39 protein-coding genes are annotated in these 21,211 nt (G+C 69.9%); all 39 read left to right on the forward strand.

Translation table 11 applies throughout. The features are described from left to right. Positions 1-9 precede the first annotated feature (9 nt). The 39 genes from Q9G87_RS03420 to Q9G87_RS03605 all read left to right on the forward strand — a co-directional run bounded on the left by Q9G87_RS03420 (position 10) and on the right by Q9G87_RS03605 (position 21,077). Positions 10-588 carry a hypothetical protein gene (locus tag Q9G87_RS03420; protein ID WP_305914669.1) on the forward strand — a complete coding sequence of 193 codons (579 nt, stop codon included), beginning with the start codon at positions 10-12 and terminating at the stop codon, positions 586-588. Beyond that, the gene (locus Q9G87_RS03425) at positions 585-827 is read left to right on the forward strand and encodes a hypothetical protein (protein ID WP_305914670.1); all 243 of its coding nucleotides are present in this window, start codon (positions 585-587) and stop codon (positions 825-827) included. Before Q9G87_RS03420 ends, Q9G87_RS03425 begins: the two co-directional genes overlap by 4 nt. After that, positions 824-1,090: a hypothetical protein gene (locus Q9G87_RS03430; protein ID WP_305914671.1), complete on the forward strand. Its 267-nt coding sequence runs from the start codon at positions 824-826 to the stop codon at positions 1,088-1,090. Before Q9G87_RS03425 ends, Q9G87_RS03430 begins: the two co-directional genes overlap by 4 nt. After that, positions 1,087-1,350: a hypothetical protein gene (locus tag Q9G87_RS03435; RefSeq protein WP_305914672.1), complete on the forward strand. Its 264-nt coding sequence runs from the start codon at positions 1,087-1,089 to the stop codon at positions 1,348-1,350. The genes Q9G87_RS03430 and Q9G87_RS03435 overlap by 4 nt, the downstream gene beginning before the upstream one ends. Further along, positions 1,347-1,727 carry a hypothetical protein gene (locus tag Q9G87_RS03440; RefSeq protein ID WP_305914673.1) on the forward strand — a complete coding sequence of 127 codons (381 nt, stop codon included), beginning with the start codon at positions 1,347-1,349 and terminating at the stop codon, positions 1,725-1,727. The genes Q9G87_RS03435 and Q9G87_RS03440 overlap by 4 nt, the downstream gene beginning before the upstream one ends. Beyond that, on the forward strand, positions 1,724-2,137 hold the full coding sequence (locus Q9G87_RS03445) for a hypothetical protein (protein ID WP_305914674.1): 414 nt from the start codon (positions 1,724-1,726) through the stop codon (positions 2,135-2,137). The genes Q9G87_RS03440 and Q9G87_RS03445 overlap by 4 nt, the downstream gene beginning before the upstream one ends. Next, on the forward strand, positions 2,137-2,331 hold the full coding sequence (locus Q9G87_RS03450; protein WP_305914675.1) for a hypothetical protein: 195 nt from the start codon (positions 2,137-2,139) through the stop codon (positions 2,329-2,331). Before Q9G87_RS03445 ends, Q9G87_RS03450 begins: the two co-directional genes overlap by 1 nt. Next, positions 2,328-2,723, forward strand: a complete 396-nt coding sequence (locus tag Q9G87_RS03455) for a hypothetical protein (protein ID WP_305914676.1) — start codon at positions 2,328-2,330, stop codon at positions 2,721-2,723. Before Q9G87_RS03450 ends, Q9G87_RS03455 begins: the two co-directional genes overlap by 4 nt. Continuing rightward, on the forward strand, positions 2,720-2,842 hold the full coding sequence (locus Q9G87_RS03460) for a hypothetical protein (RefSeq protein ID WP_305914677.1): 123 nt from the start codon (positions 2,720-2,722) through the stop codon (positions 2,840-2,842). Before Q9G87_RS03455 ends, Q9G87_RS03460 begins: the two co-directional genes overlap by 4 nt. Further along, positions 2,839-3,147, forward strand: coding sequence for a DUF4031 domain-containing protein (locus Q9G87_RS03465; RefSeq protein ID WP_305914678.1), 309 nt, complete (start codon positions 2,839-2,841; stop codon positions 3,145-3,147). Before Q9G87_RS03460 ends, Q9G87_RS03465 begins: the two co-directional genes overlap by 4 nt. Beyond that, positions 3,147-3,410, forward strand: a complete 264-nt coding sequence (locus Q9G87_RS03470; RefSeq protein ID WP_305914679.1) for a hypothetical protein — start codon at positions 3,147-3,149, stop codon at positions 3,408-3,410. The genes Q9G87_RS03465 and Q9G87_RS03470 overlap by 1 nt, the downstream gene beginning before the upstream one ends. Then, a complete protein-coding gene (locus Q9G87_RS03475) occupies positions 3,407-3,916 on the forward strand; it encodes a hypothetical protein (RefSeq protein ID WP_305914680.1) in 510 nt (169 codons plus the stop codon). Before Q9G87_RS03470 ends, Q9G87_RS03475 begins: the two co-directional genes overlap by 4 nt. Beyond that, positions 3,913-4,209: a hypothetical protein gene (locus tag Q9G87_RS03480; RefSeq protein ID WP_305914681.1), complete on the forward strand. Its 297-nt coding sequence runs from the start codon at positions 3,913-3,915 to the stop codon at positions 4,207-4,209. Before Q9G87_RS03475 ends, Q9G87_RS03480 begins: the two co-directional genes overlap by 4 nt. Next, on the forward strand, positions 4,206-5,081 hold the full coding sequence (locus tag Q9G87_RS03485) for a PD-(D/E)XK nuclease-like domain-containing protein (protein WP_305914682.1): 876 nt from the start codon (positions 4,206-4,208) through the stop codon (positions 5,079-5,081). Before Q9G87_RS03480 ends, Q9G87_RS03485 begins: the two co-directional genes overlap by 4 nt. Beyond that, on the forward strand, positions 5,078-6,184 hold the full coding sequence (locus Q9G87_RS03490) for a hypothetical protein (RefSeq protein ID WP_305914683.1): 1,107 nt from the start codon (positions 5,078-5,080) through the stop codon (positions 6,182-6,184). The genes Q9G87_RS03485 and Q9G87_RS03490 overlap by 4 nt, the downstream gene beginning before the upstream one ends. After that, positions 6,181-6,624, forward strand: a complete 444-nt coding sequence (locus Q9G87_RS03495; protein ID WP_305914684.1) for a hypothetical protein — start codon at positions 6,181-6,183, stop codon at positions 6,622-6,624. Before Q9G87_RS03490 ends, Q9G87_RS03495 begins: the two co-directional genes overlap by 4 nt. Beyond that, complete coding sequence (locus Q9G87_RS03500) at positions 6,621-6,842, forward strand: hypothetical protein (protein WP_305914685.1); 222 nt, start codon at positions 6,621-6,623, stop codon at positions 6,840-6,842. Before Q9G87_RS03495 ends, Q9G87_RS03500 begins: the two co-directional genes overlap by 4 nt. Then, a complete protein-coding gene (locus tag Q9G87_RS03505; protein ID WP_305914686.1) occupies positions 6,839-7,369 on the forward strand; it encodes a hypothetical protein in 531 nt (176 codons plus the stop codon). The genes Q9G87_RS03500 and Q9G87_RS03505 overlap by 4 nt, the downstream gene beginning before the upstream one ends. Next, the gene (locus Q9G87_RS03510; protein ID WP_305914687.1) at positions 7,366-7,818 is read left to right on the forward strand and encodes a DUF6197 family protein; all 453 of its coding nucleotides are present in this window, start codon (positions 7,366-7,368) and stop codon (positions 7,816-7,818) included. Before Q9G87_RS03505 ends, Q9G87_RS03510 begins: the two co-directional genes overlap by 4 nt. Further along, positions 7,794-8,036 (forward strand): hypothetical protein, encoded by a 243-nt coding sequence (locus Q9G87_RS03515; RefSeq protein ID WP_305914688.1) that lies wholly within the window; start codon positions 7,794-7,796, stop codon positions 8,034-8,036. The genes Q9G87_RS03510 and Q9G87_RS03515 overlap by 25 nt, the downstream gene beginning before the upstream one ends. Next, complete coding sequence (locus Q9G87_RS03520) at positions 8,033-8,275, forward strand: hypothetical protein (RefSeq protein WP_305914689.1); 243 nt, start codon at positions 8,033-8,035, stop codon at positions 8,273-8,275. The genes Q9G87_RS03515 and Q9G87_RS03520 overlap by 4 nt, the downstream gene beginning before the upstream one ends. Before the next feature lie 52 nt (positions 8,276-8,327). Then, positions 8,328-8,912, forward strand: a complete 585-nt coding sequence (locus tag Q9G87_RS03525) for a RuvC family protein (protein WP_305914690.1) — start codon at positions 8,328-8,330, stop codon at positions 8,910-8,912. Next, positions 8,906-10,768, forward strand: coding sequence for a DNA cytosine methyltransferase (locus Q9G87_RS03530; RefSeq protein WP_305914691.1), 1,863 nt, complete (start codon positions 8,906-8,908; stop codon positions 10,766-10,768). Before Q9G87_RS03525 ends, Q9G87_RS03530 begins: the two co-directional genes overlap by 7 nt. After that, the gene (locus tag Q9G87_RS03535; protein WP_305914692.1) at positions 10,765-11,235 is read left to right on the forward strand and encodes a WhiB family transcriptional regulator; all 471 of its coding nucleotides are present in this window, start codon (positions 10,765-10,767) and stop codon (positions 11,233-11,235) included. Before Q9G87_RS03530 ends, Q9G87_RS03535 begins: the two co-directional genes overlap by 4 nt. Continuing rightward, positions 11,232-11,615 (forward strand): MazG-like family protein, encoded by a 384-nt coding sequence (locus Q9G87_RS03540; protein ID WP_305914693.1) that lies wholly within the window; start codon positions 11,232-11,234, stop codon positions 11,613-11,615. The genes Q9G87_RS03535 and Q9G87_RS03540 overlap by 4 nt, the downstream gene beginning before the upstream one ends. Beyond that, positions 11,612-12,700, forward strand: coding sequence for a DNA polymerase III subunit beta (gene dnaN / locus Q9G87_RS03545; RefSeq protein WP_305914694.1), 1,089 nt, complete (start codon positions 11,612-11,614; stop codon positions 12,698-12,700). The genes Q9G87_RS03540 and dnaN overlap by 4 nt, the downstream gene beginning before the upstream one ends. After that, positions 12,697-13,371: an SLOG family protein gene (locus Q9G87_RS03550; protein ID WP_305914695.1), complete on the forward strand. Its 675-nt coding sequence runs from the start codon at positions 12,697-12,699 to the stop codon at positions 13,369-13,371. Before dnaN ends, Q9G87_RS03550 begins: the two co-directional genes overlap by 4 nt. Further along, entirely contained in the window at positions 13,364-13,663 is a 300-nt protein-coding gene (locus Q9G87_RS03555; RefSeq protein ID WP_305914696.1) for a MerR family transcriptional regulator, read from the forward strand. Before Q9G87_RS03550 ends, Q9G87_RS03555 begins: the two co-directional genes overlap by 8 nt. Continuing rightward, positions 13,660-14,688 (forward strand): deazapurine DNA modification protein DpdA family protein, encoded by a 1,029-nt coding sequence (locus Q9G87_RS03560; protein ID WP_305914697.1) that lies wholly within the window; start codon positions 13,660-13,662, stop codon positions 14,686-14,688. The genes Q9G87_RS03555 and Q9G87_RS03560 overlap by 4 nt, the downstream gene beginning before the upstream one ends. Continuing rightward, complete coding sequence (locus Q9G87_RS03565; RefSeq protein WP_305914698.1) at positions 14,685-15,077, forward strand: hypothetical protein; 393 nt, start codon at positions 14,685-14,687, stop codon at positions 15,075-15,077. Before Q9G87_RS03560 ends, Q9G87_RS03565 begins: the two co-directional genes overlap by 4 nt. A gap of 288 nt (positions 15,078-15,365) precedes the next feature. Then, on the forward strand, positions 15,366-16,874 hold the full coding sequence (locus tag Q9G87_RS03570) for an AAA family ATPase (protein ID WP_305914699.1): 1,509 nt from the start codon (positions 15,366-15,368) through the stop codon (positions 16,872-16,874). A 302-nt stretch (positions 16,875-17,176) separates the two neighbouring features. After that, positions 17,177-17,626: a hypothetical protein gene (locus tag Q9G87_RS03575; protein ID WP_305914700.1), complete on the forward strand. Its 450-nt coding sequence runs from the start codon at positions 17,177-17,179 to the stop codon at positions 17,624-17,626. A 67-nt stretch (positions 17,627-17,693) separates the two neighbouring features. Continuing rightward, positions 17,694-18,389: a GIY-YIG nuclease family protein gene (locus Q9G87_RS03580; RefSeq protein ID WP_305914701.1), complete on the forward strand. Its 696-nt coding sequence runs from the start codon at positions 17,694-17,696 to the stop codon at positions 18,387-18,389. A gap of 57 nt (positions 18,390-18,446) precedes the next feature. After that, positions 18,447-18,836 carry a hypothetical protein gene (locus Q9G87_RS03585; protein ID WP_305914702.1) on the forward strand — a complete coding sequence of 130 codons (390 nt, stop codon included), beginning with the start codon at positions 18,447-18,449 and terminating at the stop codon, positions 18,834-18,836. Further along, positions 18,836-19,237 (forward strand): hypothetical protein, encoded by a 402-nt coding sequence (locus tag Q9G87_RS03590; protein WP_305914703.1) that lies wholly within the window; start codon positions 18,836-18,838, stop codon positions 19,235-19,237. Before Q9G87_RS03585 ends, Q9G87_RS03590 begins: the two co-directional genes overlap by 1 nt. Next, positions 19,234-20,022, forward strand: a complete 789-nt coding sequence (locus Q9G87_RS03595) for a hypothetical protein (protein WP_305914704.1) — start codon at positions 19,234-19,236, stop codon at positions 20,020-20,022. Before Q9G87_RS03590 ends, Q9G87_RS03595 begins: the two co-directional genes overlap by 4 nt. Further along, positions 20,019-20,426, forward strand: a complete 408-nt coding sequence (locus Q9G87_RS03600) for a YkgJ family cysteine cluster protein (protein ID WP_305914705.1) — start codon at positions 20,019-20,021, stop codon at positions 20,424-20,426. The genes Q9G87_RS03595 and Q9G87_RS03600 overlap by 4 nt, the downstream gene beginning before the upstream one ends. A 40-nt stretch (positions 20,427-20,466) precedes the next feature. After that, the gene (locus Q9G87_RS60535; protein ID WP_371825734.1) at positions 20,467-20,778 is read left to right on the forward strand and encodes a helix-turn-helix transcriptional regulator; all 312 of its coding nucleotides are present in this window, start codon (positions 20,467-20,469) and stop codon (positions 20,776-20,778) included. Next, positions 20,775-21,077 (forward strand): hypothetical protein, encoded by a 303-nt coding sequence (locus tag Q9G87_RS03605; RefSeq protein ID WP_305914706.1) that lies wholly within the window; start codon positions 20,775-20,777, stop codon positions 21,075-21,077. Before Q9G87_RS60535 ends, Q9G87_RS03605 begins: the two co-directional genes overlap by 4 nt. The last annotated feature ends 134 nt before the right edge of the window (positions 21,078-21,211 follow it).

The following is a 21,211-nucleotide window of genomic DNA, read 5'->3' on the forward strand; positions in this document are numbered from 1 at the left end:
GCGATAACCGTGACAACGATTCTCTCAGAGCCCGTCAAGAGCAGCATCTCCACCAACCAGGCCCCAGCAGACGGGATCCCCGCCGTACTCCGGCGGGCAGCCGCCGAGATCACCGCCCTGCCGCATGTGATGGTGGTCGCCGGAGACCTCCACCACGCCCTCACCCGGGCCAGCGGCGGCGACTACCACCTCGCCCAGGCAAGTCTCGAAGCGCTCGCCGCCCACCTCGCCACCTGGGGAGTCGGGGACTGGGTGCGCCGCTGGAGCAAAGCCCGCCACCGCGACACCGTCGCCGCCCAGCTCCACACGGCGGCCGACGCCCAGCCGGACACGCCGGAGGTAGCGGTCGCACTGCGCCGCGCGGCCCGCTACGCCAGTCCGCCGGTCAACGACAGCCTGGCCGGAGCCCTCCACCAGGCCACCCCGGACCGGGACGTCCGGTTGGAGGCCGTCGAGGCGCTCGCCCAGACGCTGCGCCGCCACGTGCGGGACCTGCGCGTGTGGGACGCCACCCGCAGCCGCGCCCGCGTGGCCGCCGGTCTGCGGAACGCCGCCGCCCGCGTCGAGGCCGCGGGGGTGGCCAAGTGAACCGCGCACTCACCACGCTCGCGGCCTGCGCCGCCGTCCACCGCAACACCCCGGTCGGGGCCTCGTTGGAGACGGCGCTGATCGCCGCCGTCATCGCCGACCAGCACCCGATCCCCGAGATGGAGGCGGTGCGGCTGGCCGAGAAGGACCGGTGGGACGACCGGGTCCGAGTCGCGTCCCGCTGCGCCCGCCTGCTCATCGACGAGGCGCACCTCGAGCTGCAGGCGGTGACCGCATGACCACCAGCCTGCCTGCCGAGTGGGCACCCACGCCGGGCGACACCGTCACCCGCGCCGGCAGCGACGGGACATGGATCGTCCGCGGCTGGGAGGACGACGACTTCGTGTGGGTTCACCGACCGGACGTGCGCATGGTGCCGAAGGTGGGGCGCAACACCGGCGGCATGGTGGATCTCGCCGGGTGGCGGGACGAGCCCGAGCACGAGGAACTGGCCGCGGTCGCCGAGCTGCGGCCCGTCGAGGCTACGGCGGTGACGCGATGAGCCGCCTGCCCACAGTGCCCGTGGACGCCGTCAACGTCAAGCGCGAGCACCTCATCCCCGTCGACGGCATGGTCGCCAAGGTCACCTCGGTGGACAAAACCCGACCGGGCAGGCGCGCCATCTACTGGCAGCAGGTCGACGCGAAGCCCGGCCAGACCCCGGTGACTGGGGTGCTGCCGGTCCGCGAGGACGGCGAGGTGCTGTGCATCCGCGTCTCCGACTGGCTGGACTTCCTGGAGCGCGAGGCGGTGACCCGATGACGCACCTTTGGGACGCCGACCACCCGTACTACGCGAAGCAGGGCAACTTCTACGTCGCCCCAGCCGACTGGGACCGCGAAGGCATCCACCGCAGGTACGCCTCCTGGCACGAGTTCATGGAGGCGCGCGGCGGCTCCGACCCCGACTGCGCGCTCGTCTACCGCTGGGACTGGAACATCGGCGAGAACGGCGAGCCGGACACCTTGGACGTGTTCTGGATCATCCAGGGCAACGCCATCTGCCAGTCCAGCACCGTGACCGTCACCCGCGGCGACGAGCCCGCCGTCCGTGCCTGGCTCGCTGAGCGAGCCCGCACTATCGCCGCGATCTGGGCGCCCGTCCTCGCCGATCTCAACGCGAGAGGCGGCCAGCCGTGACTGACTACCGCCTCGACCCGGACGGCCCTCGCACGTCGGACTACGCGCAGCAGGTAGGCGAAGCGCTCGCCGAGAGCGTCCGCGTCCTCAACCACATCACCCGATCCCCCGACGCCGTACCGAACCCGAACACGATCTACACCCTGCTCGGGCACGCGCATGCCGCCATCGCCGGATTCGACCAACTGCTCCGCCAGCTCACCGAGCGGCTCGACGCCATGCACGCGGACGACCTCGTCCACCACGACAGCGACATCCCCGCCCGAGCCGCGTACGCCGTCACGGCCACGGCGGGGACGCTTGACCACTGCCGCGCGCTGGCCGGAAGCCTCGCTGGCGGCCTGGCCTCCGCACATGCCCACACCGCCGCGCTGTACCTCGGCATGCCCGTCGACGAGGAGGACACCTGATGGCCAAGCCCCACGAGCTCCACGACGGCGACATCGCCACCACCCCGGACTGGAACAACGGCCGCCCGGTGCGGATCAGCCGCGTCGGCTCCGCCATCCGCTGGCAGGACGTCAACGCCCGCGAGCACGCCCGCCAGGTGCCGGCGGGCGACACGACGGAGGTCACCGTCAAGGCCCGGCGAGGTGGCCGATGAACCGCGACCTACTCCTACGCATCGCTGGCCACGCCCACGACGCCAACGACCTCCGACTACTGCTCGACATCCTCGGCCTCGCCTCTGGCCAGGAAGCGCCGGACCAATACGTCACCTCGACGGCCGGTCTGGCCTCCATGGCGACCGGCGCCAACCACGGCACATTCCGCGCCTACGTGGCGGGCTGCCGCTGCGACGAATGCCGCGCCAAGAACGCCGCCGAGATGCGCAAGCACCGCCGCCGCGCCGCCAACGACCCCACACGCGCGGACCGCGCAGGCCACGGCAAGGCGAACACCTACAAGAACCACGCCTGCCGCTGCGACGCCTGCAAGACCGCGTACAAGCACTGGGCGGAGGACTGCAAGGCCCGGAAGCAGGCCGCCGCATGACGAAGAAGCCGCCGTCGCCCTGGCTCCCGCCCGGCACTCCATCCACCGGGATCTGCCGCAACGGCCACCTCAACCCGGCCACCAACACCAGCTGCTGGAAGAAGGGCTGCTCGTCATGACCGTGTACGTAGACGACTGGCGCCAGCAGGCCACCGTCGGCAGGCACACCTCCCGCTGGTCGCACCTGTTCTCTGACACCTCCGACGAGGAACTCCACGAGTTCGCCGCCTCCATCGGCCTGAAGCGTGCCTGGTTCCAGAAGGCGAACGACCCGCTGCAGCTCGCCCGCCACTACGACGTCAGCGAAAGCAAGCGTAGGGCGGCCGTCGCCGCAGGCGCGGTGGAGATCTCGTGGCGTGATGCGGGCCGGATGCGCAGCGTCGAACGCGAGCGGCTCAGGGGCGAGAAGGCCGGTGACCGCTGATGTTCCGTGGCAAGACCGCCAACGAGATCGCCAGGGCGATCGACGCCGAAGCGCGCGAGTGGGTCGCCACCATGCGGCCCACCCCGCACCCCTACGACCAGCCCGGCAAGCCCGTCTGGTGGAACGGCCCACACTCCGAGCCCAGCGAGGACGAGAGCGGCATCCCCACCATCCATGTCGGCGAGCCTGCCCGCGTCTACGTCGCCCGGGCGGACGTCGCCGCCGACGCCAACCGCCTCGCTAGGGAGGCCAACAACCGATGACGGCCACCAACAAGCATCAGATCAAGTGCGGCGAAAAGGTCGACCTCGCGATCAAGGGCGTCCGGCTCGTCAACCACCCGTCAGCCCGCCTGGTGCGAATCGCCGACGAGCACGGCGACGTGTACGACATGCCGCCCCAGACAGCCATCACCCGCGCTGGCAAGGCCGACGACAGCCGCGTCGCCTCCATCCTCTCCCTGTTGGACAGCATGGAGGCGGAGGGCTACCTCCAACCCTACGTCGCCGCCGCCGTGCGAAAAGAGGTTGGCCTTCCACCCCGCCACTGGCCGCCGCAGGCCGGCGACGTGTGGGACGACGGCATCCCCTTCGGTGGTTCGCTGTGGTTCGCCCGTGAATACCCGGCCAAGCCGGACGACCCCGACCAGACGCCGAAGATCGGAATGGTGTTCGTGGCGGGCGGCATCAGCGACCGGACCCCGCAGGGCCTGCTCGAATCGGCCCCCGAGCTCAAGCTGGTCTACCGCCACAAGGACGGTGACCGGTGAACGCGCGCATGGAGCCCGAGTTCATGGACCCGCCACCCGTCCGCCCCTCCCAGGGCGACGAGTGGAAGCCCACCGCCGAGGCGCTGATCAAAAACAGCGGAAAGTGGGCCCGCGTCTTCATCGGCGACTACAAGACCGCCAACCGGCTCACCCGCCGCATCCGGCAGAGCCGCGACGCCTGGGCCGGCCACACGTGGGAGTACACCACCCGAAACACCGCCAGCTCCTCTGAGGTGCACGTGTACGCCCGCCACGTCGCCCTGCTGAACCACTGTCGGGGAGGCGGCCAGTGACCACCACGGCAGAGCCGCTCGACGCGCCCGCCATCGTGCCCGGCGTCTACGACATCCCCGCCGAGGTCTACCACGCCGACCCCGTCCCGGGCGGCAGCCTGTCGTCGTCCGGCGCGCGCAAGCTGCTGCCGCCGTCGTGCCCGGCCCGGTTCAAGTGGGAGCGCGATAACCCGCCCCCGCCCAAGAAGGTCTTCGAGGTCGGGACCGCCGCGCACAAGCTCGTGCTCGGCACCGGCCCCGAACTCGTGCTCGTGGACAAGGCGCGGTGGGACACCGACGAGACCAAGGCCAAGGTCGCCGAGATCCGAGCGCGCGGCGCCGTACCGCTCAAACGGTCCGACTGGGACCACGTCCATGGGATGGCGGCAGCACTTCGCCGCCACCCCATCGCCAGCGCGCTGTTCGCGCCTGAGCGTGGACAGGCAGAGCAGGCGCTGCTCTGGCAGGACCGGGCGACCGGCGTGTGGCGGCGGGCACTACTCGACCACCTGCCGCACCCCACCAGCGGGCGCATGGTCGTAGCCGACTACAAGTCGACCACCAGCAGTAGCCCTGCCACCGCACGGAAGACGGTCTTCAACTACGGCTACCACTGCCAAGGCGGCTGGTACCTCGACGGCGTCGAAGCGCTCGGCCTCGCCCGCGACCCGGCGTTCGTGCTGGTCATGCAGGAGAAAGAGCCGCCCTACCTGATCACTGTGGTGCAGCTCGACCACGAATCCATCCAGCTCGGCCGCGAACTCAACCGGCGCGCCATCGACACCTACGCCCGCTGCGTCGAGACCGGCCACTGGCCCGGCTACAGCGACCAGATCGAACTCATCACCCCGCCCGCGTGGGCGGCCAGCACGCACCACGAGGAGTACATGTGAGCAACCCCAACCGGATCGCCACCATCAACCTGCCAGCCCCATCCCGCGTCGGGCAGGCCACGGCGGTCGAGCAGTCCCGCGCTGTGGCCGAGGTCCACGCCGCGATGGTCATGGCCCAGCAGGTGCCGCGCAACATCGACCAGGCCATCGCCGAGATGGAGCGGTCCTGCCGCCAGATGGGCCTCGCCGAGCGCGCCTTCTACGCCTTCCCCCGCGGCGGGCAAACCGTGTCCGGGCCGTCCATCCACATGGCCCGCGAGCTCGCCCGCTGCTGGGGCAACATCCAGCACGGCCTGCACGAGATGCGCCGCGACGACGAAGCCCACCAGTCGGAGATGCAGGCGTTCGCGTGGGACGTCGAGAAGAACACCCGCGTCGCCTCGACGTTCATCGTCCCGCACAAGCGAGCCGCCAACCAGGTCCTCACCGACATGCGGGACATCTACGAGAACAACACCAACAACGGCTCCCGCCGCGTCCGCGAGGCCATCTTCGCGGTCCTGCCGCCGTGGTTCGTCGAGCGCGCCAAGGATCTGTGCAACCAGACCCTCGAGGCCGCCGTCGAAAAGCAAGGGTTGCCGCAGCGCATCCAGGAAGCGGTCAAGGCGTACGCCGGCGGCGGCATCACCCAGCAGCAGCTTGAGGAGAAGCTGGGCAAGCCCGTCGCCGAGTGGGACGCCGCCGACGTCACCCAGCTCGACGTGCTGTTCCGCAGCCTGCGCCGCCGCGAGGTGACGAAGGAGGAAGCGTTCCCGTCCGCGTCGCAAAAGGTAACCCCCGACGAGATCGCCGCCTCGCCCAGTGCACAGCCGCCAGCCCCGCCGACACCCGCCGACAACCCAGCGGCGGACACCACGGACAGCCCTACGCCTCAGCAGGAGGACCCGCCTGCCGCGCCGCAAAGCGCGGACGTCGACACCGAGCAGATCCTGGCCCTCATCGTCGGCGAATGGGAGGCCCGCGGCGGAACCAAGCAACAACTGACCGGCGTGTTCCGCAAAGCCATGGGCGTCGGACATCGGGAGGCGGCAGCCAACAAGCTGCAGGCATTCCTCGCCCAACTCAGGGAGGGCAAGCACCAGCCTGCCGGGGGTGCCAAGTGAGCAGCCGCGAAACCACCAACGTCAGGCCGCTTGGCTGGCCGAAAGCCGGCCCGCTCGAATACGTCGACGGCAAATGGTCGATGACCATCGACTACGGGCACGGCGAAACCGTCCGCGTCACCGACCCCGCCTGGGCCCGCCAGAACGCCACCGCCTACACCGTCGCGGCGAACACGCTCGAGGCGAAACTCGGCATCGACATGCTCCCGTTCCCACCGCAGGGGGAGGAGCGGCGGCCAGCGCCGGAGCAGACCGGGCTCATGCCCACCATCCCGCCAGCCCCGGCCTCGCGGGCATGCAACGGGTGCGGACAGCCGGTCGGCGACGCCACTCCGGAGGAGCTCGCCGCGGTCGCGGCCGGTGCACCGCTGCCGGACGTTCGGCGCGAATGCGCCAACTGCCGAGGCGAGGCCCACGCCGACGTCAAGGTCGCGCCGTGACCGCCGCGATCGCGGTCGCCGCGCTCGGCCTCGCCTCCCTCACCGGCCAGTGGCTGCACTACCGGCCCGACGTCCGCGCCCACCTCCGCGCCGCCCTCGTGACGCCGGTGCTGCGGCGTGGCCACAGTGCGCGCCGCTCCCTGGCCGCCCTCAGACGCGGCCTTTCCTTCCGGCTGTACCGGCCGGCCCACGCTCCCACCAGAAGGACGCAGCCGTGAGTCACACCGACCTGACCATCTACCGCACCACCAGCCCTGCCGTCCTCCAGCGCTGGCACGACACCGAAAACGCCATCGAAGCCTGGGGCAAGCAGGTCGAAGCCGCCCTGGCCGAACTCGGCATGGGTGACCGAACGATCTACTACGACCAGGTGAGCGGCCGCATCACCGGCATCTCCACAGAAGCAGACGACATCCCCGACGGCTGGCGGATGGATCGCCGGACCTACCACCTCGTCCCTCGCCTCACCAGCAAGGCAGGAAAGGCGATCGGCGCCAAGCTCGACAGCCTGCGACGGCCGGACCCGCGGGATCTGCCCGGTATGCCGAAGCACGCCTTCGCTGGCCTGTCATTCCTCACCTGCGGGCTCGCCTTCATGGGGGGAGCTCTCTACGCCCAATGGAGCAAGCCGATACCCGAGCACAACGTGGATCTCGCGACCTGGGAGCGGGTGAAGCTCTCGGAGTACTACGCCGTCCTGGAGGCGCACGAGGCCGCGAAACTGCTCCCGGACGGTGTCCGATGACCACCACCCTCGACCTGGCCGCCGCGCCGGTCCTGCTACGCGCCGCCAACATCATCACCCAGCACGGGCACGCCACCGGCGACTTCAACCCCGACAGCGGCGGCTACGACATCCCCGGCGCCATCGCCGAAGCGTCCGGGATCAGCCCCGACGACTGGGACGACACCGCCGCCGGGCGGCCCACCCTGCGCGACTATGACACCGCCGCCGACCACGAGACCGCTCTGGCCGAGTGGAAAGCTGGGCGCCGCGCCTCGCTGGCCGCGCTCCGCACGCTCCTCTCCCACCTCGATGGGGCCGCCCGGCCCGAGGACATGTCCCGCAAAGAGCTGATCGAGCGGATCAGCCTGTGGAACGACCACGACGACCGCACCCCAGCCGAGGTCATCACCGCACTCCGAACCGCCGCCGAGGCGGTGACCCCATGGCCAACCAAGCCTGGGCCGTAGTCGTCCTCGCCGCGATCTTCGCGCTCGCCGCCGCGGCGGCCGGCTACCGCCACAACCCCCACCGGCGGCGGCGACGCCGCGAACGCGCCCAAGCGGCAGCCCTCGAATGGCGAGCCATCCAGGCGGCCGGAGCCCGCTACCACGCCCACCGCATCGCCGACAACCCGACCACCTGGGCCGACTTCGTCAACGAACACACCCATGACAGCGAGAAATGACCACCACCAACCACGACACCGCCCTCCACAAAGCCCTCCACCAGCACGCGGACCACATCGAACCCCGGCCCCTGCTGCCGGACATCCTCGCCGCCGCACGCTGCGGCGAACCCGCCCTGATCGCCCTCATCACCCTGACGAAACTCGCCGCGCTCATCGCCGCGCTGGTGCTGCTCACCCAGCAAGACCCAGCCACGCCACCGCCCACACCCGCCACCCGACTGCAGGAGAACAGGTGAACACTCCCGCAACCGCGTCCGCCACCACCACGCCCGCGCTGGCGGGCGCCCGATGACCGCCCCCGCAGTCACCGCGGCCGCTCCCATCACGGGGGCGGCACCCCGGGTCTACAGCCTCGATGTCAGCCTCACCGCTACGGGGATCGCGTCCAGCCTCGGCTGGTGCGACACCATCGGCACCACCGGCGTCACCACCCTCCCCCTGGCCGAACGCGACCAGGCGCTGTGCGAACTCGCCGACCGCATCACCCACCTCATCCCGCTCACCGCCGACCTCGTCCTCATCGAAGCCCCCGCCTACAGCCGCAGCAGCGGCGGCGCCCACGAACGCGCCGGCCTGTGGTGGCGCATCGTCCACCGCCTCCACAACCTCGACATCCCCGTCGTCGAGGTCAACCCCGCTCACCGCGGTATCTACGCCACCGGCAAGAGCCAGCCGAAGAAGACCGAGGTCGTGGACGCCGTCGCCCGACGGTGGTCGACCTGGGAAACCGGCGGCGACGACAACTGCGCCGACGCCGTCGTCCTCATGGCCATGGGCCTCGACCACCTCGGCGCCCCGCTCACCCCCATGCCCGCCAAACACCGCGCCGCGCTCGACCGCGTCGCATGGCCGGAGGTGACTATCCCGTGCTAACCCTCATGGACTGGTTCTGCGGGGCCGGTGGGAGCTCGCAGGGCGCCCACGCCGTGCCCGGCGTCGAGGTGACCCGCGCTGCCAACCACTGGGAGCGCGCCATCGAATCCCACGCCGCCAACTTCCCCAACACCGACCACTGGCGCGGCGACATCCGCGAAGCACCCGTCGAGAAGTGGCCCGTCTGCGACATCTTCTGGGCCTCCCCAGAATGCCCGCAATGGTCCCAGGCCAACGGCAAGCGGCGCGACTTCCACGTCTCACTCCAGGACTCCCTGTTCGGCGAAACGCGCGACGAGGAAGCCGAACGGTCCCGCGCGCTCATGGAAGAAGTCCCCATGTACCTGCGCGGCGTGCAAGAGCGCGGAGGGCTCGTCCTCGCCGGCGTGGTCGAGAACGTCGTCGACGTGGACTCGTGGGACCAGATGCCTCGCTGGCGCAACGAGATCGCCAAGCTCGGTTACCGCTGGCGCAAGATCGCAGTCAACAGCATGCACGCCCAGCCCGTCTCCACCGACTGGACACCGCAGTCGCGCGACCGCTGGTACTTCCCCTACTGGCACGAAAGCCTCGGCCGCGACCCCGACTGGGACAAGTGGCTTCGCCCTGCTGCCTACTGTCCTGGCTGCGGCGAATGGGTTCGCGCCATGCAGGTGTTCAAAACCCCCGGCCGGGACATGGGCCGCTACCGGCAGCAGTACGTCTACCGGTGCCCGCGCTCCTCCTGCCGCAACGCAATGGTGGAACCGTTCGCGCTCCCGGCCATGTACGCCATCGACTGGACGATCCCTGGGCAGCGGATCGGCGACCGGGACAAGCCGCTGGCTGACAAGACACTGGCACGAATCAGGGCGGGCCTGAAGAAGTACGCCCGGCCGATCACGATCGAGGCGGCGGGCAACACGTTCGAGCGGCGGCCTGGCGTGCGCGCGTGGCCGGTGGACCAGCCGCTCACCACCCAGACCACCACGGCCACCAAGGCCGTGGCCGTGCCGCCCCTCATGGTCCCGGCCGGTGGCACGTGGCGGAACGAGGCGTCCCCGGTCACCGAGCCGATGCCGACCAGGACCACCCGCGAGAACGACGGCCTCGCGGTCGTGCCCCCGTTCCTGGTACCGCTCCGCTCTGACCGGAACCGCAGCTTGCGAGCCGACACCGACCCGCTCGCCACGGTCGTCGCCGACGGCGGCAACCACGGGCTGGTCGTGCCGCCGCTGCTCGTGCCCGTCGAAGGCCGGGAAGGCAAGGAAGCATCTCCCGCCGACGCGCCACTGCGCACCCAGACCGCCCGCAACGAGACCGGGCTCGCATGGCCGCCGTTCGTCGCAGAACTCCGCGGCGGCGGCAGCGACGCCCGCTCAGTCAGTGAGGCCTTGGCGACCGTGACCGCGTCCGGGAATCACCATGGGCTCGTCACTCCGCCCGGGTTGGTGATGCGCAACAACGGCAGCAAGGGGGACGGCGGCGAGCACTGCACCGGCGTCGACGAGCCGCTCCGCACGCTCACCACCGCCGGCCACCAGTCGCTGGTCACCTGGGAGACGCTGCTCGTGCCGTACTGGGGCAAGGGCAACGCCCGCCCGGTCGGCGAGCCGATCGAGACACTCACCACCCGGGACAAATACGCCGTCGTCAACGGAATCGACGACATCGACCTCGACGACGTGCTCTTCAGGATGCTGGAGCCGCACGAGATCGGCCGGGCCATGGCGTTCGCCCAGGACTACGTCGTGCTCGGCAACAAGCGGGAGAAGGTGCGCCAGTACGGCAACGCCGTCACCCCGCCGGTCGCCGAGATCATCGTGTCCGCGTTGGTCGAGTGCATCACCGGCGAAGAGCTGGAGCGTGCTCTATGACCACCAGCCTTGTCCTGATCATCTGCCGCGACTGCAAAACTCGCGCCATCCACGGCGGCCGAGGCCTCTGCAACACCTGCTACCGCAATCACGCCAGCGCGGGCACCCTCCACCAGTTTCCGTCCGTCCGCGGTGACCGCGAGTGGCAGGCCACCCACCGGCTCACTCCCGCCCAGCGGCCCGCACCGCCAGCCACGACGCCGCCCGCCCCGTCCGGGGAGGTGGAGCGGTGGCAGGACCGGGCCGCCTGCCGCGACGCCGACCCCGAACAGTTCTTCCCGGTCAGCGAAGCCGCCGACAGCCTCGCCGTCCAAGCAGCCAAGCAGATCTGCCGCAGCTGCCCCGTCCTCGAAAACTGCGCCGACTGGGTGACCGCGAACCCGCAAGACCACGGCATCTGGGCCGGCACCACGCCACGCGAACGCCGCGACATCCGCCGGACATCTGCCGCAAGGAGCACAGCATGACCACCACCACTGACGCCCTGTTCGAGCACGTCGGCAAAGCCCTTACCTGGATCGACCGGGAGAACGGCCGCAGCCCGCAGGAGACCGTGCTGCGGCTGCTGAAGCTGGCCGAGGAGACCGGCGAAGTCGCCGCCGCCTACATCGGCATGGTCGGCCAGAACCCCCGCAAGGGCGTCACCCACACCGTCGAAGACGTCGCCGACGAACTGTGCGACGTCACCGTGACCGCCCTGGTGGCGCTCGCGACCATCACCGGCGACGCCAACACGGCCCGGGCCGCGCTCGACAGGCACATCGCCAAGCGCGCACCGCGGCTCGCCGCCCTCACCTCGCAGGCCGACGACCAGCTCACCCTGTTCGCAATGGAGGCCGCCCGATGAAGCTCACCATCGAACCGCGCCTGCTCGCCGACACCGTCGCCTGGGCCGCCCGCGCCCTCCCCAACCGGCCGGTCGTCCCCGTCCTCGCCGGCCTCCTGCTCGAGGCCGACGGCGACCAGGTCACCATCTCGGCGTTCGACTACGACGTCTCCTCCCGCGCCACCATCCCCGCCGACGTCGCCGAACCCGGCCGCATCGTGTTGCCCGGCCGGCTCCTCGCCGAACTCACCAAAACCCTCCCCGACCGGGCCATGCTCGACCTCGCCGCCACCGGCGCCGAGGCCACTCTCACCTACACCGGCGGCGAATTCGGCATCCTCACCCTGCCCGCCGACGACTACCCCGCCCTCCCCGAGCCGCCAGCCCCCGCAGGCAGCATCGACGCCGGCGAACTGGCCACCGCCGTCAACCAGGTGCACGTCGCCTGCAGCAGCGACGACACCCTCCCCATGCTCACCGCCATCCGCCTTGACACCGACGGCGACCAGCTCACCGTCGCGGCGACAGACCGGTACCGGATCGCCGTCCGCGACACCACCTGGCAACCCATCACCGACACCCCCATCGGCGTGTGCATCCCAGGGCGGACCCTCCACGACATCACCCGCGCACTCGGCGCCGGCACCGTCGACCTCGCCTTCAACGACGGCATGGCCGCCTTCACCAACGGCGGACGCCAAACCACCGTCCGGCTACTGGACGACCAGTTCATCGACTACCAGGCCCGCACCGTCCTGGACGCGAACACCACAGCCACCATCAACCCCCGCCATCTGGCCGACGCCGTCAAACGCGTCGCCCTCGTCGGCGACCGCACCACCCCGATCCGGCTCACCTTCACCCCCGACGAGGTCCTCGTCCAAGCCGCCAGCGAGACCGGCCGCGGCTCCCAAACCGCCGACTGCACCCTCGACGGCGACCCCATCGAGATCGCCTTCCAAGCCTCGTTCCTCACCGACGCCCTCACCGCCGTCCAGGGGGAGCAGGCGGCCTTCGGCATGACCGGCCCTCACCGGCCTGCCCTCATCACCGGCGATGGCGACGCCTACCGGTACCTCGTCATGGCACTTCGGACCACTTCGTGAGCAAGCCGTGCACCCGCTGGGACGCAGCCGCAGGCCGACACTGCGGCCGCGTCCCCACACGCCTCTACGCCCAAGGCCCGCGCTGCGCCGCCTGCACCCCGTCTGCACTGGAAGGCAAACAGGAGCCGCGTGAGGGCGCGTGCGCGCCGCTGCGCCACTACTGCCGGCCCGAGAACCGGTGCGCCACCTGGGCATGGCAGCAGCAGCCCTGGCGTGTCCTGGCCACTGGAGGGCGTGACCGGGAAGACCAGCGGCGGATCTGGCTGGAGTTCGACCGGATCCGCGCCATCCACCCCGCGCTGACGGTCGTGCACGGCGCCGCCTACCCCAAGCCGGTACGTGGCGTCCGCCCGGATCGGTCTGCGGACTGGCTCATCCACCTGTGGTGCCTCGCCCACGGCGTCACCGAGGAAGCGCACCCGGCCGACTGGGACACCTGCTCAACCCCAGCCTGCACGCCAAAGCACCGCCGACCGCGTCCTGGCGGGGGCACGTACTGCCCGGACGCCGGGTTCTGGCGCAACGGCCTCATGGTCAAGGCCGGCGCGGACGAGTGCGTCGCCTTCCCCGGCAAGGGCGGGGGCACCCGAGACTGCATGCGCCAAGCCGCCGCCGCAGGCATCCCCGTCCGCACCATCTGGGACCCCACAACGGCGGTGGCGCATGTCTGAACTCACGCTCCAGCAGTTGCTCGACCACGGTCTCACGCTCCGCCAACTGGAGCACTGGGTAGCCCGCGACCTCCTCCGTCCCATCACCTTCGGGCACGGCGTACCCCGCCAGTGGCCGCAGGAAGAGCTGCGAGTCGCGGACCTGATGCGGCGGCTCGTCACAGCCGGATTCACCGCCGAAGCCGCCGCCCGCGCGGCACGCGCTCATCTGGCCGGGCGACCCCTAGTACCACTCGTTCCAGGTGTGGTCCTCGCCATCGACACCGACCTCCTCACCCGGGAGGAAACATGATCTGCGACGAGCAGGAGGTCAACTTCTACCTCGGCACCCACCGCGAGCAGTGGCTCACCACCGCACCCGAGGACGTGTGCCTGTTCGTGTCCCACCGCGTCCTGTCCGCCCGCAAGACCCTGCCGAAAGCACCACTCGGGCGGCACTACGCAGTCGACTCCGGAGCGTTCACCGAACTCTCCCTGCACGGCGAATTCCGCACCACACCCGAGCAGTACATACAGGCGCTCGCCCGCTACGACGAAGAGATCGGCGACATCGCCTGGGCCGCGCCCCAGGACTGGATGTGCGAGCCGTTCATGCTCGAACGCACCGGCCTGACCATCGCCGAGCACCAACACCGCACCGTCGACAACTTCGTCCGCCTGGCCACCCTGTGGGAGGAGAACGAGGCACCGGGCGACTGCCCCGTCATGCCCGTCATCCAAGGCTGGGAGATCGACGACTACCTGCGGTGCGTCGACCTGTACGAGCAGGAGGGCGTCCGCCTCGCCCAGGACTACCCCGTCGTGGGCGTCGGCTCCGTCTGCCGCCGCCAGTCAACCCCCGAGATCGGCCGCATCTTCCGCGAACTCGCGATGCTGGACCTGCCCCTGCACGGATTCGGCGTGAAAACCGCAGGCCTGGCCAGGTACGGCCGGTGGCTCACCAGCGCCGACTCCATGGCCTGGAGCTACCAAGGACGCCGCACCCCCACCCTCTGCGGCAGCAGCAGCCACAAGAACGAAGCCAACTGCATGACGTTCGCGCTGGCCTGGCGTGACCGGCTCCTCACCAAGCCGACCAAGACCGGCCTCGACCAGCCACCGCTAGTCGACGACGCCGAACTCGCCGCCATAACCGCAGGCCACGCATTGACAGTTTGCGATCAGAGACAGACAGCAAGCACGACCTGCACAAACACCCTCCCAGCAGTCCCGCCGAAAAGGCCGAACCGGAGAGAAACCGCAGATCACGCCGATCCTACGGTCTCTGATCGTAAACAAACACCAACCTCACGCCCACCAACCCAGGAGAACCAATGAGCCGCCACCCCATCCGAAGCCTCGCCGGCCTCACCCACGCCTGGGACAGCCCCGAAATGGAACGCCCCGTCTACTGGCGCACCCTCATCGGCCGCAACACCTGGGCACTCCTCCTCATCACCAAAGGCAAACCCGGCGAACCACCACCACGCCCCGAACTCGCGCCCAAGATGCGCATCTCCACCGAATGGGCGCGCCGCACCGGAGCCGACCTCACCCCCGAAGACCTGCTGCACGAGCGGATCACCCAGCACCTCAAGGCGCACATCCAAGACGAGGTCGAGATCGACGCTGCCCGCGCCGCGTCGATAGCCACCGACGCCACCATCAGCATGCTCGCCGAACACGGCATCGACATCGCCACCTTGAAGCGGACCGATGCTCTGTGAGCCGAGGAAAACCCCATGGACTGGGTGAGTACGTGCAGCACCTGCCGGCGCCCGGCGACCCGGATCATCACCGGCCGCATCCCCGGCAAGACGTGTTACAGCGCCCTGACCTGCGACACCTGCGCACCCAAACACCGCGAGAAAGCGCGCGAAGCCGGGCCCGTAGTCGAAGAACCCCTCCCCGGCCGCGCCCAAGACCAGCTCTGGTAACCCGCATGCGCCGAAAACGCGCCCCGCCCCGCGAAAAAGCCCAGCCGCTGCCGAACCGAGCACCATCAGGGGGACCGCTTGAGTACCACGCAGGACCCAAACGACCTCCTATGGGACCTGGACGCCGAACAGGCCGTTCTCGGCACCTGCATGACGACCCTCTACGTCATCCCCCACATCCGCGCGGTCATCCCCGAGCCGCGGGCGTTCTTCCGCACCCAACACCAGGTCATCTACGCCGCCATCCTCGACCTGCACGACCAAGACGCGCCCACCGACCCTGTCGCCGTCAAGGACTATCTCGAACGCGCCAAAACCCTCGGCCAAGCCGGAGGCCCGCTCTACCTCCACGAACTGATGACCCGCGGGCTGTACGCCGGAGACCCCGCCCACCACGCGGGCATCGTCATGAGGCACTGGCGCAACCGCGAAGGCATCGTCGACCTCCAACGCGCTATCCGCGAGATCCAAACCCAGGACCCCGACGACGGGCCCGACAGGCTCCGCGCCCTCGGCGAAAAGCTGATCAAAACCGCCGACGAGCTCGCCATCGGCGCCAGCGCCACACCCAAGGACGACGACCGCTTCGCCCGCGTCGACTGGCTCGAAGCGTTCACCACCGACTTCACCGAAATCAATTGGCTGCCAGGCCGGTTCCTCGAACACGGTCAGCAGATCGCCCTCGTCGGCGACGGCAAAGTCGGCAAATCAATCTTCACCCTGTACTGGATCTGGTGCGCCATCACCGGACGGTCCTGCCTCGGCGACATCCGCCGCGAACCCATCAACGTCCTCTACTTCGACCGAGAAAACTCGCTGCGCGACATCGTCACCAGGCTCACCGCGTTCGGCGCCACCGAAGACGACCTCGAAATCCTGCACGACAGGCTCGACTACCGGCTGTTTCCCCGCTTCTCCGGCGCCCTCAACGCGTCCGAGACCGCGGCCGCCGAGATGCTCTCCATCGTCGACGAGAAGCCGCGGGACGTCGTCATTCTCGACACCGTCTCCCGCTACATCGCCGGCAAGGAGAACGACTCCGACACGTGGCTGGACCTGTACCGGCGGGTCCATGAGCCGCTCAAGGCCCGCAGCATCGCCTCCATCAGGCTCGACCACTTCGGCAAGGACACGGAGAAGGGATCCCGCGGCAGCTCGGCGAAAACGCAGGACGTCGATCACGTGTGGGAGTTGACCGCCTACGACGAGCACCGCACCTACGACGAGACCATCGAGTCGGTCATCACCCGGCTGAAGATGGTGCGCACCCACACCCGCACCGGGCTGGGGGAAGACATCTTCCACATCACGCGGCGGGGCGAGAAGGAGCGGAACGAGGGCTGGCTGCCGGGCCGTACCCGTCATGAGCTGACCGATGCGAAGGTTGCTGACGCCCACCGGGTGAAGATCCAAACGTATGTGGATGAGCTGATCGTCCACGGGGTTCCGGAGGGGCTTGGGCGTGACGCTCTGAGGCGCTGGGCGGAGCAGAAGAACATTCCGTTGCCGGGCAAGACGACCGCTTTGGCGGAGGTTGTGGCGGCGTTGAAGGCGGCTCAGCGGACCCCCCAAGGAGCGTTCGAATGACGCCTGGAATGTCTCGAACTGTCTGTTCCCGTCCCAATCGGCTTTCTGACTGTTCCCCCAACTGTTCCCACCTGTTCCCTGATCTTGCATTTCCGCAGGTCACACCTGTTCCCCCAACTGTTCCTGACTGTTCCCAGGCAGACCTGTTCCCTGTTCCCTCCCTATATAGGGAGGGAACAGGGGGACAGCCCGGGGAACAGCGGCCCGCCAACCCGCCCGCTGGAGCCCTCCGTGAAGATCCAAAACCTCGCCCCCGCACCCCTCGACCAAACCGCCCCGCACACCCGCCAAGGCACCCACTGATGGGCCGCAGCCGAACCCCAGTACTCGACACCCAGCCGCCCCTCTTCGACCCCGTCGCCGACGCGCGACCAGTCGCACCAAGCACCCCCACAACACCGGCGCCCTCGAAACCACGACGCAAGCGGCTCCGCACCCACGTGCTCGGCCTGCCCCGACCCTGGAACGAGCGCATCCCATGCACCGCCACCTGCCTCGGCTGCCGCCGCCCCGAGGATCTCGGCGTCTGCCCCGACGGTGGTTGCGCGGTCGTATGCGGACGCCCCGACCGCACCGGCCCCGTCGAGGTCTGCCTGCTCACCGTCGTCGTCCCCGCCCGCCAGATAGGCCGGTACGCGGTCGTCACCTGCCCCCACTGCGACAACCTCCACTGGCACCAGGCCGCCCCCGGGCGCCGCTTCCGGGTCGGGCCGTGCCGGCAGCCATACGTCGTCCTGACCTTGACCGGCTAACCCCGTTCCCGGGCTGTTCCCACCTGTTCCCCGACCTGTTCCCGCCCCTGTTCCCCGAGGAGGATGCGTGACGGATCCGACCACCCTGTACCGGCTCTACGATGCCGCCGACCAGCTCCTGTACGTCGGCATCGGCGGCAACCCCGGCCGCCGGTTCGAGCAGCACCGCAGCGGCAAACCATGGTGGGGCAAGGTCGCCCGGGTCACGCTCGAGCACCACCCCACCCGCGAGTCTGCGCTCGCGGCCGAAGTGGTGGCGATCCAGGTCGAGCGGCCCCGCTACAACATCGCCGGCCGCGCCGAACCGGCCTCCACCGCGCCCGGGTGGGAGCACCGGCGGCTGCCGAACGGTGCCTACCTCGACACCGAACAGCGCGGCGACCACCTCCGCGTCTACGTCAACCGCGACCAGCTCACCACCGAACTCCTCCACGCTGGACGCCCGCACGAGGTGCCCGAGCATGTCGCCGCCGCCCACGCCCGGCTCGCCCAGGTCGCCTGCCGGTGGCTGTGGGCCGCCGGGCGAGCGCGAGGCGAGGTGTTCCAGTTGCACGCCGGCCGGTGGCGGTACATCGCGGTCGCCGCCGAGCATGTTCCGGCCGCCCAGCGTGCGTTGGCCGCATCCGAACTCGACGGCGACGCGGCCGCGCTGGACCGGCTCGCGGAGCGGCTGGTCGACACCTTCCCTGCCGACCGGGCCGACGCCGGCGTGTTGCGGCAGGAGGCGCTGGCCCTACTGGCGCAGGACTTGGTGTCGCCGTGAGAACCCCATGCCTGCCGAACATCCCTCGCCATCCGACTCTCCGGAAGGACCCAGCTCATGATCCGAGAAGACAAGTTTGTGATCTCCAGGCGTCCGTACGCCGTGGACCTGTCCAGCCTCCGCCTTACGGAGGAGCAGGGGCACGCCGGCCTGTTCTGGCGTGGCCGGGTCGACGCCGTGTGGTTCCGCCGCCGCAAGGGCGTCACGGTGGCCTGTATCGGCATCCTGTGGGACTCCCAGCACGAGCGGCCAGCCGACGCGGCCGCGTTCCTGCGGGCGCACGACGACGGTCGGTACGGCGGCGACTGCGACGGCCGGTGGGACGGCGCCTCGTACTGGGGCAACGTCACCCTCGACGTCCAAGAGCAGCACCTCGCCATCCTCTGGCCGATGCTCGCCAACTATCCGGAACTGCCCGCCGGATGGTCGGGGTGGTGGAGGTTCTGATGACCGACGACGAGCTGATGGCCACCCTGGGCAATGCCCGCATCCAGTTCTGGACCTGCCCCAACCCGGCGCACCGCACGGTCACCTGGCATGGGGACGTCGCCACGTGTGACCAGTGCGGGCTCACTTCGACGATGACCCGCCGGAAGTACGCCGTGGTGCGCGAGGTCGAGCAGAAGCGGATCGGCAAGCTGCTGCGCCGGGTGGCTGCGGGCCGCCGCGAGTACGCGGATGGCGCGCCGGACGACATGCGGCAGGCGCTGCTCCACGAGGCGGACCTGTTCGAGGCGGCGGCGCGGATAGCCGAGGGGGACGTGCTCGCGGTGTGCGGGCTCATCCCGACATGGCAGTGGACTGACGCGGAGCAAGCGACGGCGGGCAACAAGGAGGCGGAGACGTGACCGCGACGCAGCAACTCATGGACGCGCTCATCGCGCACTACCGCAAGCCCGGCGCCGACCAGGACGGCGAGGTCCTCCTCCCCGAGGTTGCCGCGCCTGGGTCGAACCGGCGCGCGGACCTGGTGCGCATCGGGCTGTGGCCGTCCCGCGGCTACGGCATCGACGTCCACGAACTCAAGGTCAGCAGGAGCGACTGGCTGCGCGAGCTCGACCAGCCGGCGAAGGCGGACGCCTGGTGGGAGCACTCCTCGAGGTTCTGGGTGGTGGCGCCGCCGAAGATGATCCTTCCGGAGGAAGTGCCGCCCGGTTGGGGCCTGATGGAGCCGCCCACGCAGGCGAATCGCCGCCGCTTCAAGGTCGTGGTCAAGCCGGCTGAGCGGCAGCCGAAGCTCACCGTCGCCCTGCTCGCCGAACTGGTCGGCCGGGCCGACAACCTGCGGATCAACGAGATGTGGCAACTCCGGCAGGAGCACCGCAACGAGGTGTTCCGGCTGGAGCAGAAGATCCGAGCTGAGGTGGGCCCGGCCAAGCTCGACGCCGATACGCAGGACGCGCTCGACGTGCTGGCCAAGTTCGAGGCCGCAATGGGCTGCACTCTGCGGGAGTGGGTGTCCCGGGTGGACCGGGACCACGTCTCGGTGGACGAGATCGTGGCGGCGCTCGGCGAGTACTCGCGGGAGCACGTTGCCTTGCAGCGGCGCCGCCGGGAGCTGGACGGCATGGAGGATCGGATCCGGCGTGCCGCGCACTTCGCTCTCACGCATCTGCCGGAGGTGGCTGAGTGAGCCGCTGGTCTGAGGCGATCGAGGCCCACCTCGAGGCGCTGTACGTGCAAGTCCCGGACGTGGGCTGCAAGGGGCTGTGTCAGGAGGCGTGCGGCCCGATCGACATGCACCCGTACGAGCGGGCCCGTATACGCCGCGCCGGAGTCACGATCCCGCGGCCGGCCGAGGCGCTCGAGCGGATCCTCGCCGGTGAGGACTACACCTGCCCTGCCCTGGTGGATGGCCGGTGCAGCGTGTACGAGATCCGGCCGCTGATCTGCAGGGCGTGGGGAGCCAGCGAGGCGATGCCGTGCCCGTACGGCTGCCGCCCCGCCGGAGGGCTGTTGCCGGCCGCGGTGACCCGCCGTCTGGTCGACGAGTCCAAAGCCCCCGCGGCCGGGCGAGGGGAGGTGCGTCGTGGGTAGGCGTGGGAGGCCGTCGGCGGAGCTGGATCCGCTCGTGGCGGTGTTGCGTGATCTGCGCTGGGAGCGTGGTCTCACGCAGAAGCAGCTGGCTGCGCTGGCGGGGGTGAGTGACCGGACGATCCGGCAGTGGGAGCAGGGGTTGAAGGATCCGCGGCTGCCGAATTTCGTGGCGTGCCTGGAGGCGTTGGGCGCCCGCCTGACAGTGGAGCCGCTGAGCGGGCCGCTGGCTAGTCATATTCACGTCCAGGTGTCAAGACAGCGACACGAGCCCGGCGGCGGCTCTACGGCCGCTACAGCCCCGCCCAGGAGCGTCCCCATCCCGGGCGGCACAACAAACGGAAGGGAACCATGAGCAAGATCACGGCAGATCGGGACACCTACCCGCAGGCACTCCACACCCTCACCAGCGCCGCAGCCGCCTTCTACCGCATCGCCGACCTGTTCGACCTCGACCAACTGCGCAGCCTGTGCGCCCAATATCAGGCGCTGGCGCCCATCATCCAGCCCCCCGCCTACCAGCAGGGCGGCGCACGCCGGCTCGACGACCAGGAGGCGTTCCTCGCCGCCATCCACAGGCTTGTGGAAGACCTGCGCAAGCTCGACCCCGCCAGTCCCGGCGCCCGCTCCAAGCAGTCCAGGGAGGCGTCGTGATGTCCGCCGACGTCCGCTCCCAAGCCTGCTCCTCACCGCCATCAACCGGCGGCTGGAAGTCCGGATCGCCTGCGTCCGTGCTCTTCATCCCTGCGCTGAGGAGGCTCACGCAGTCGGGCAAGCCCTCTGCATTG

The organism is Nonomuraea turcica (assembly GCF_030718205.1).
In the GTDB taxonomy this organism is placed as follows: Bacteria; Actinomycetota; Actinomycetes; order Streptosporangiales; family Streptosporangiaceae; genus Nonomuraea.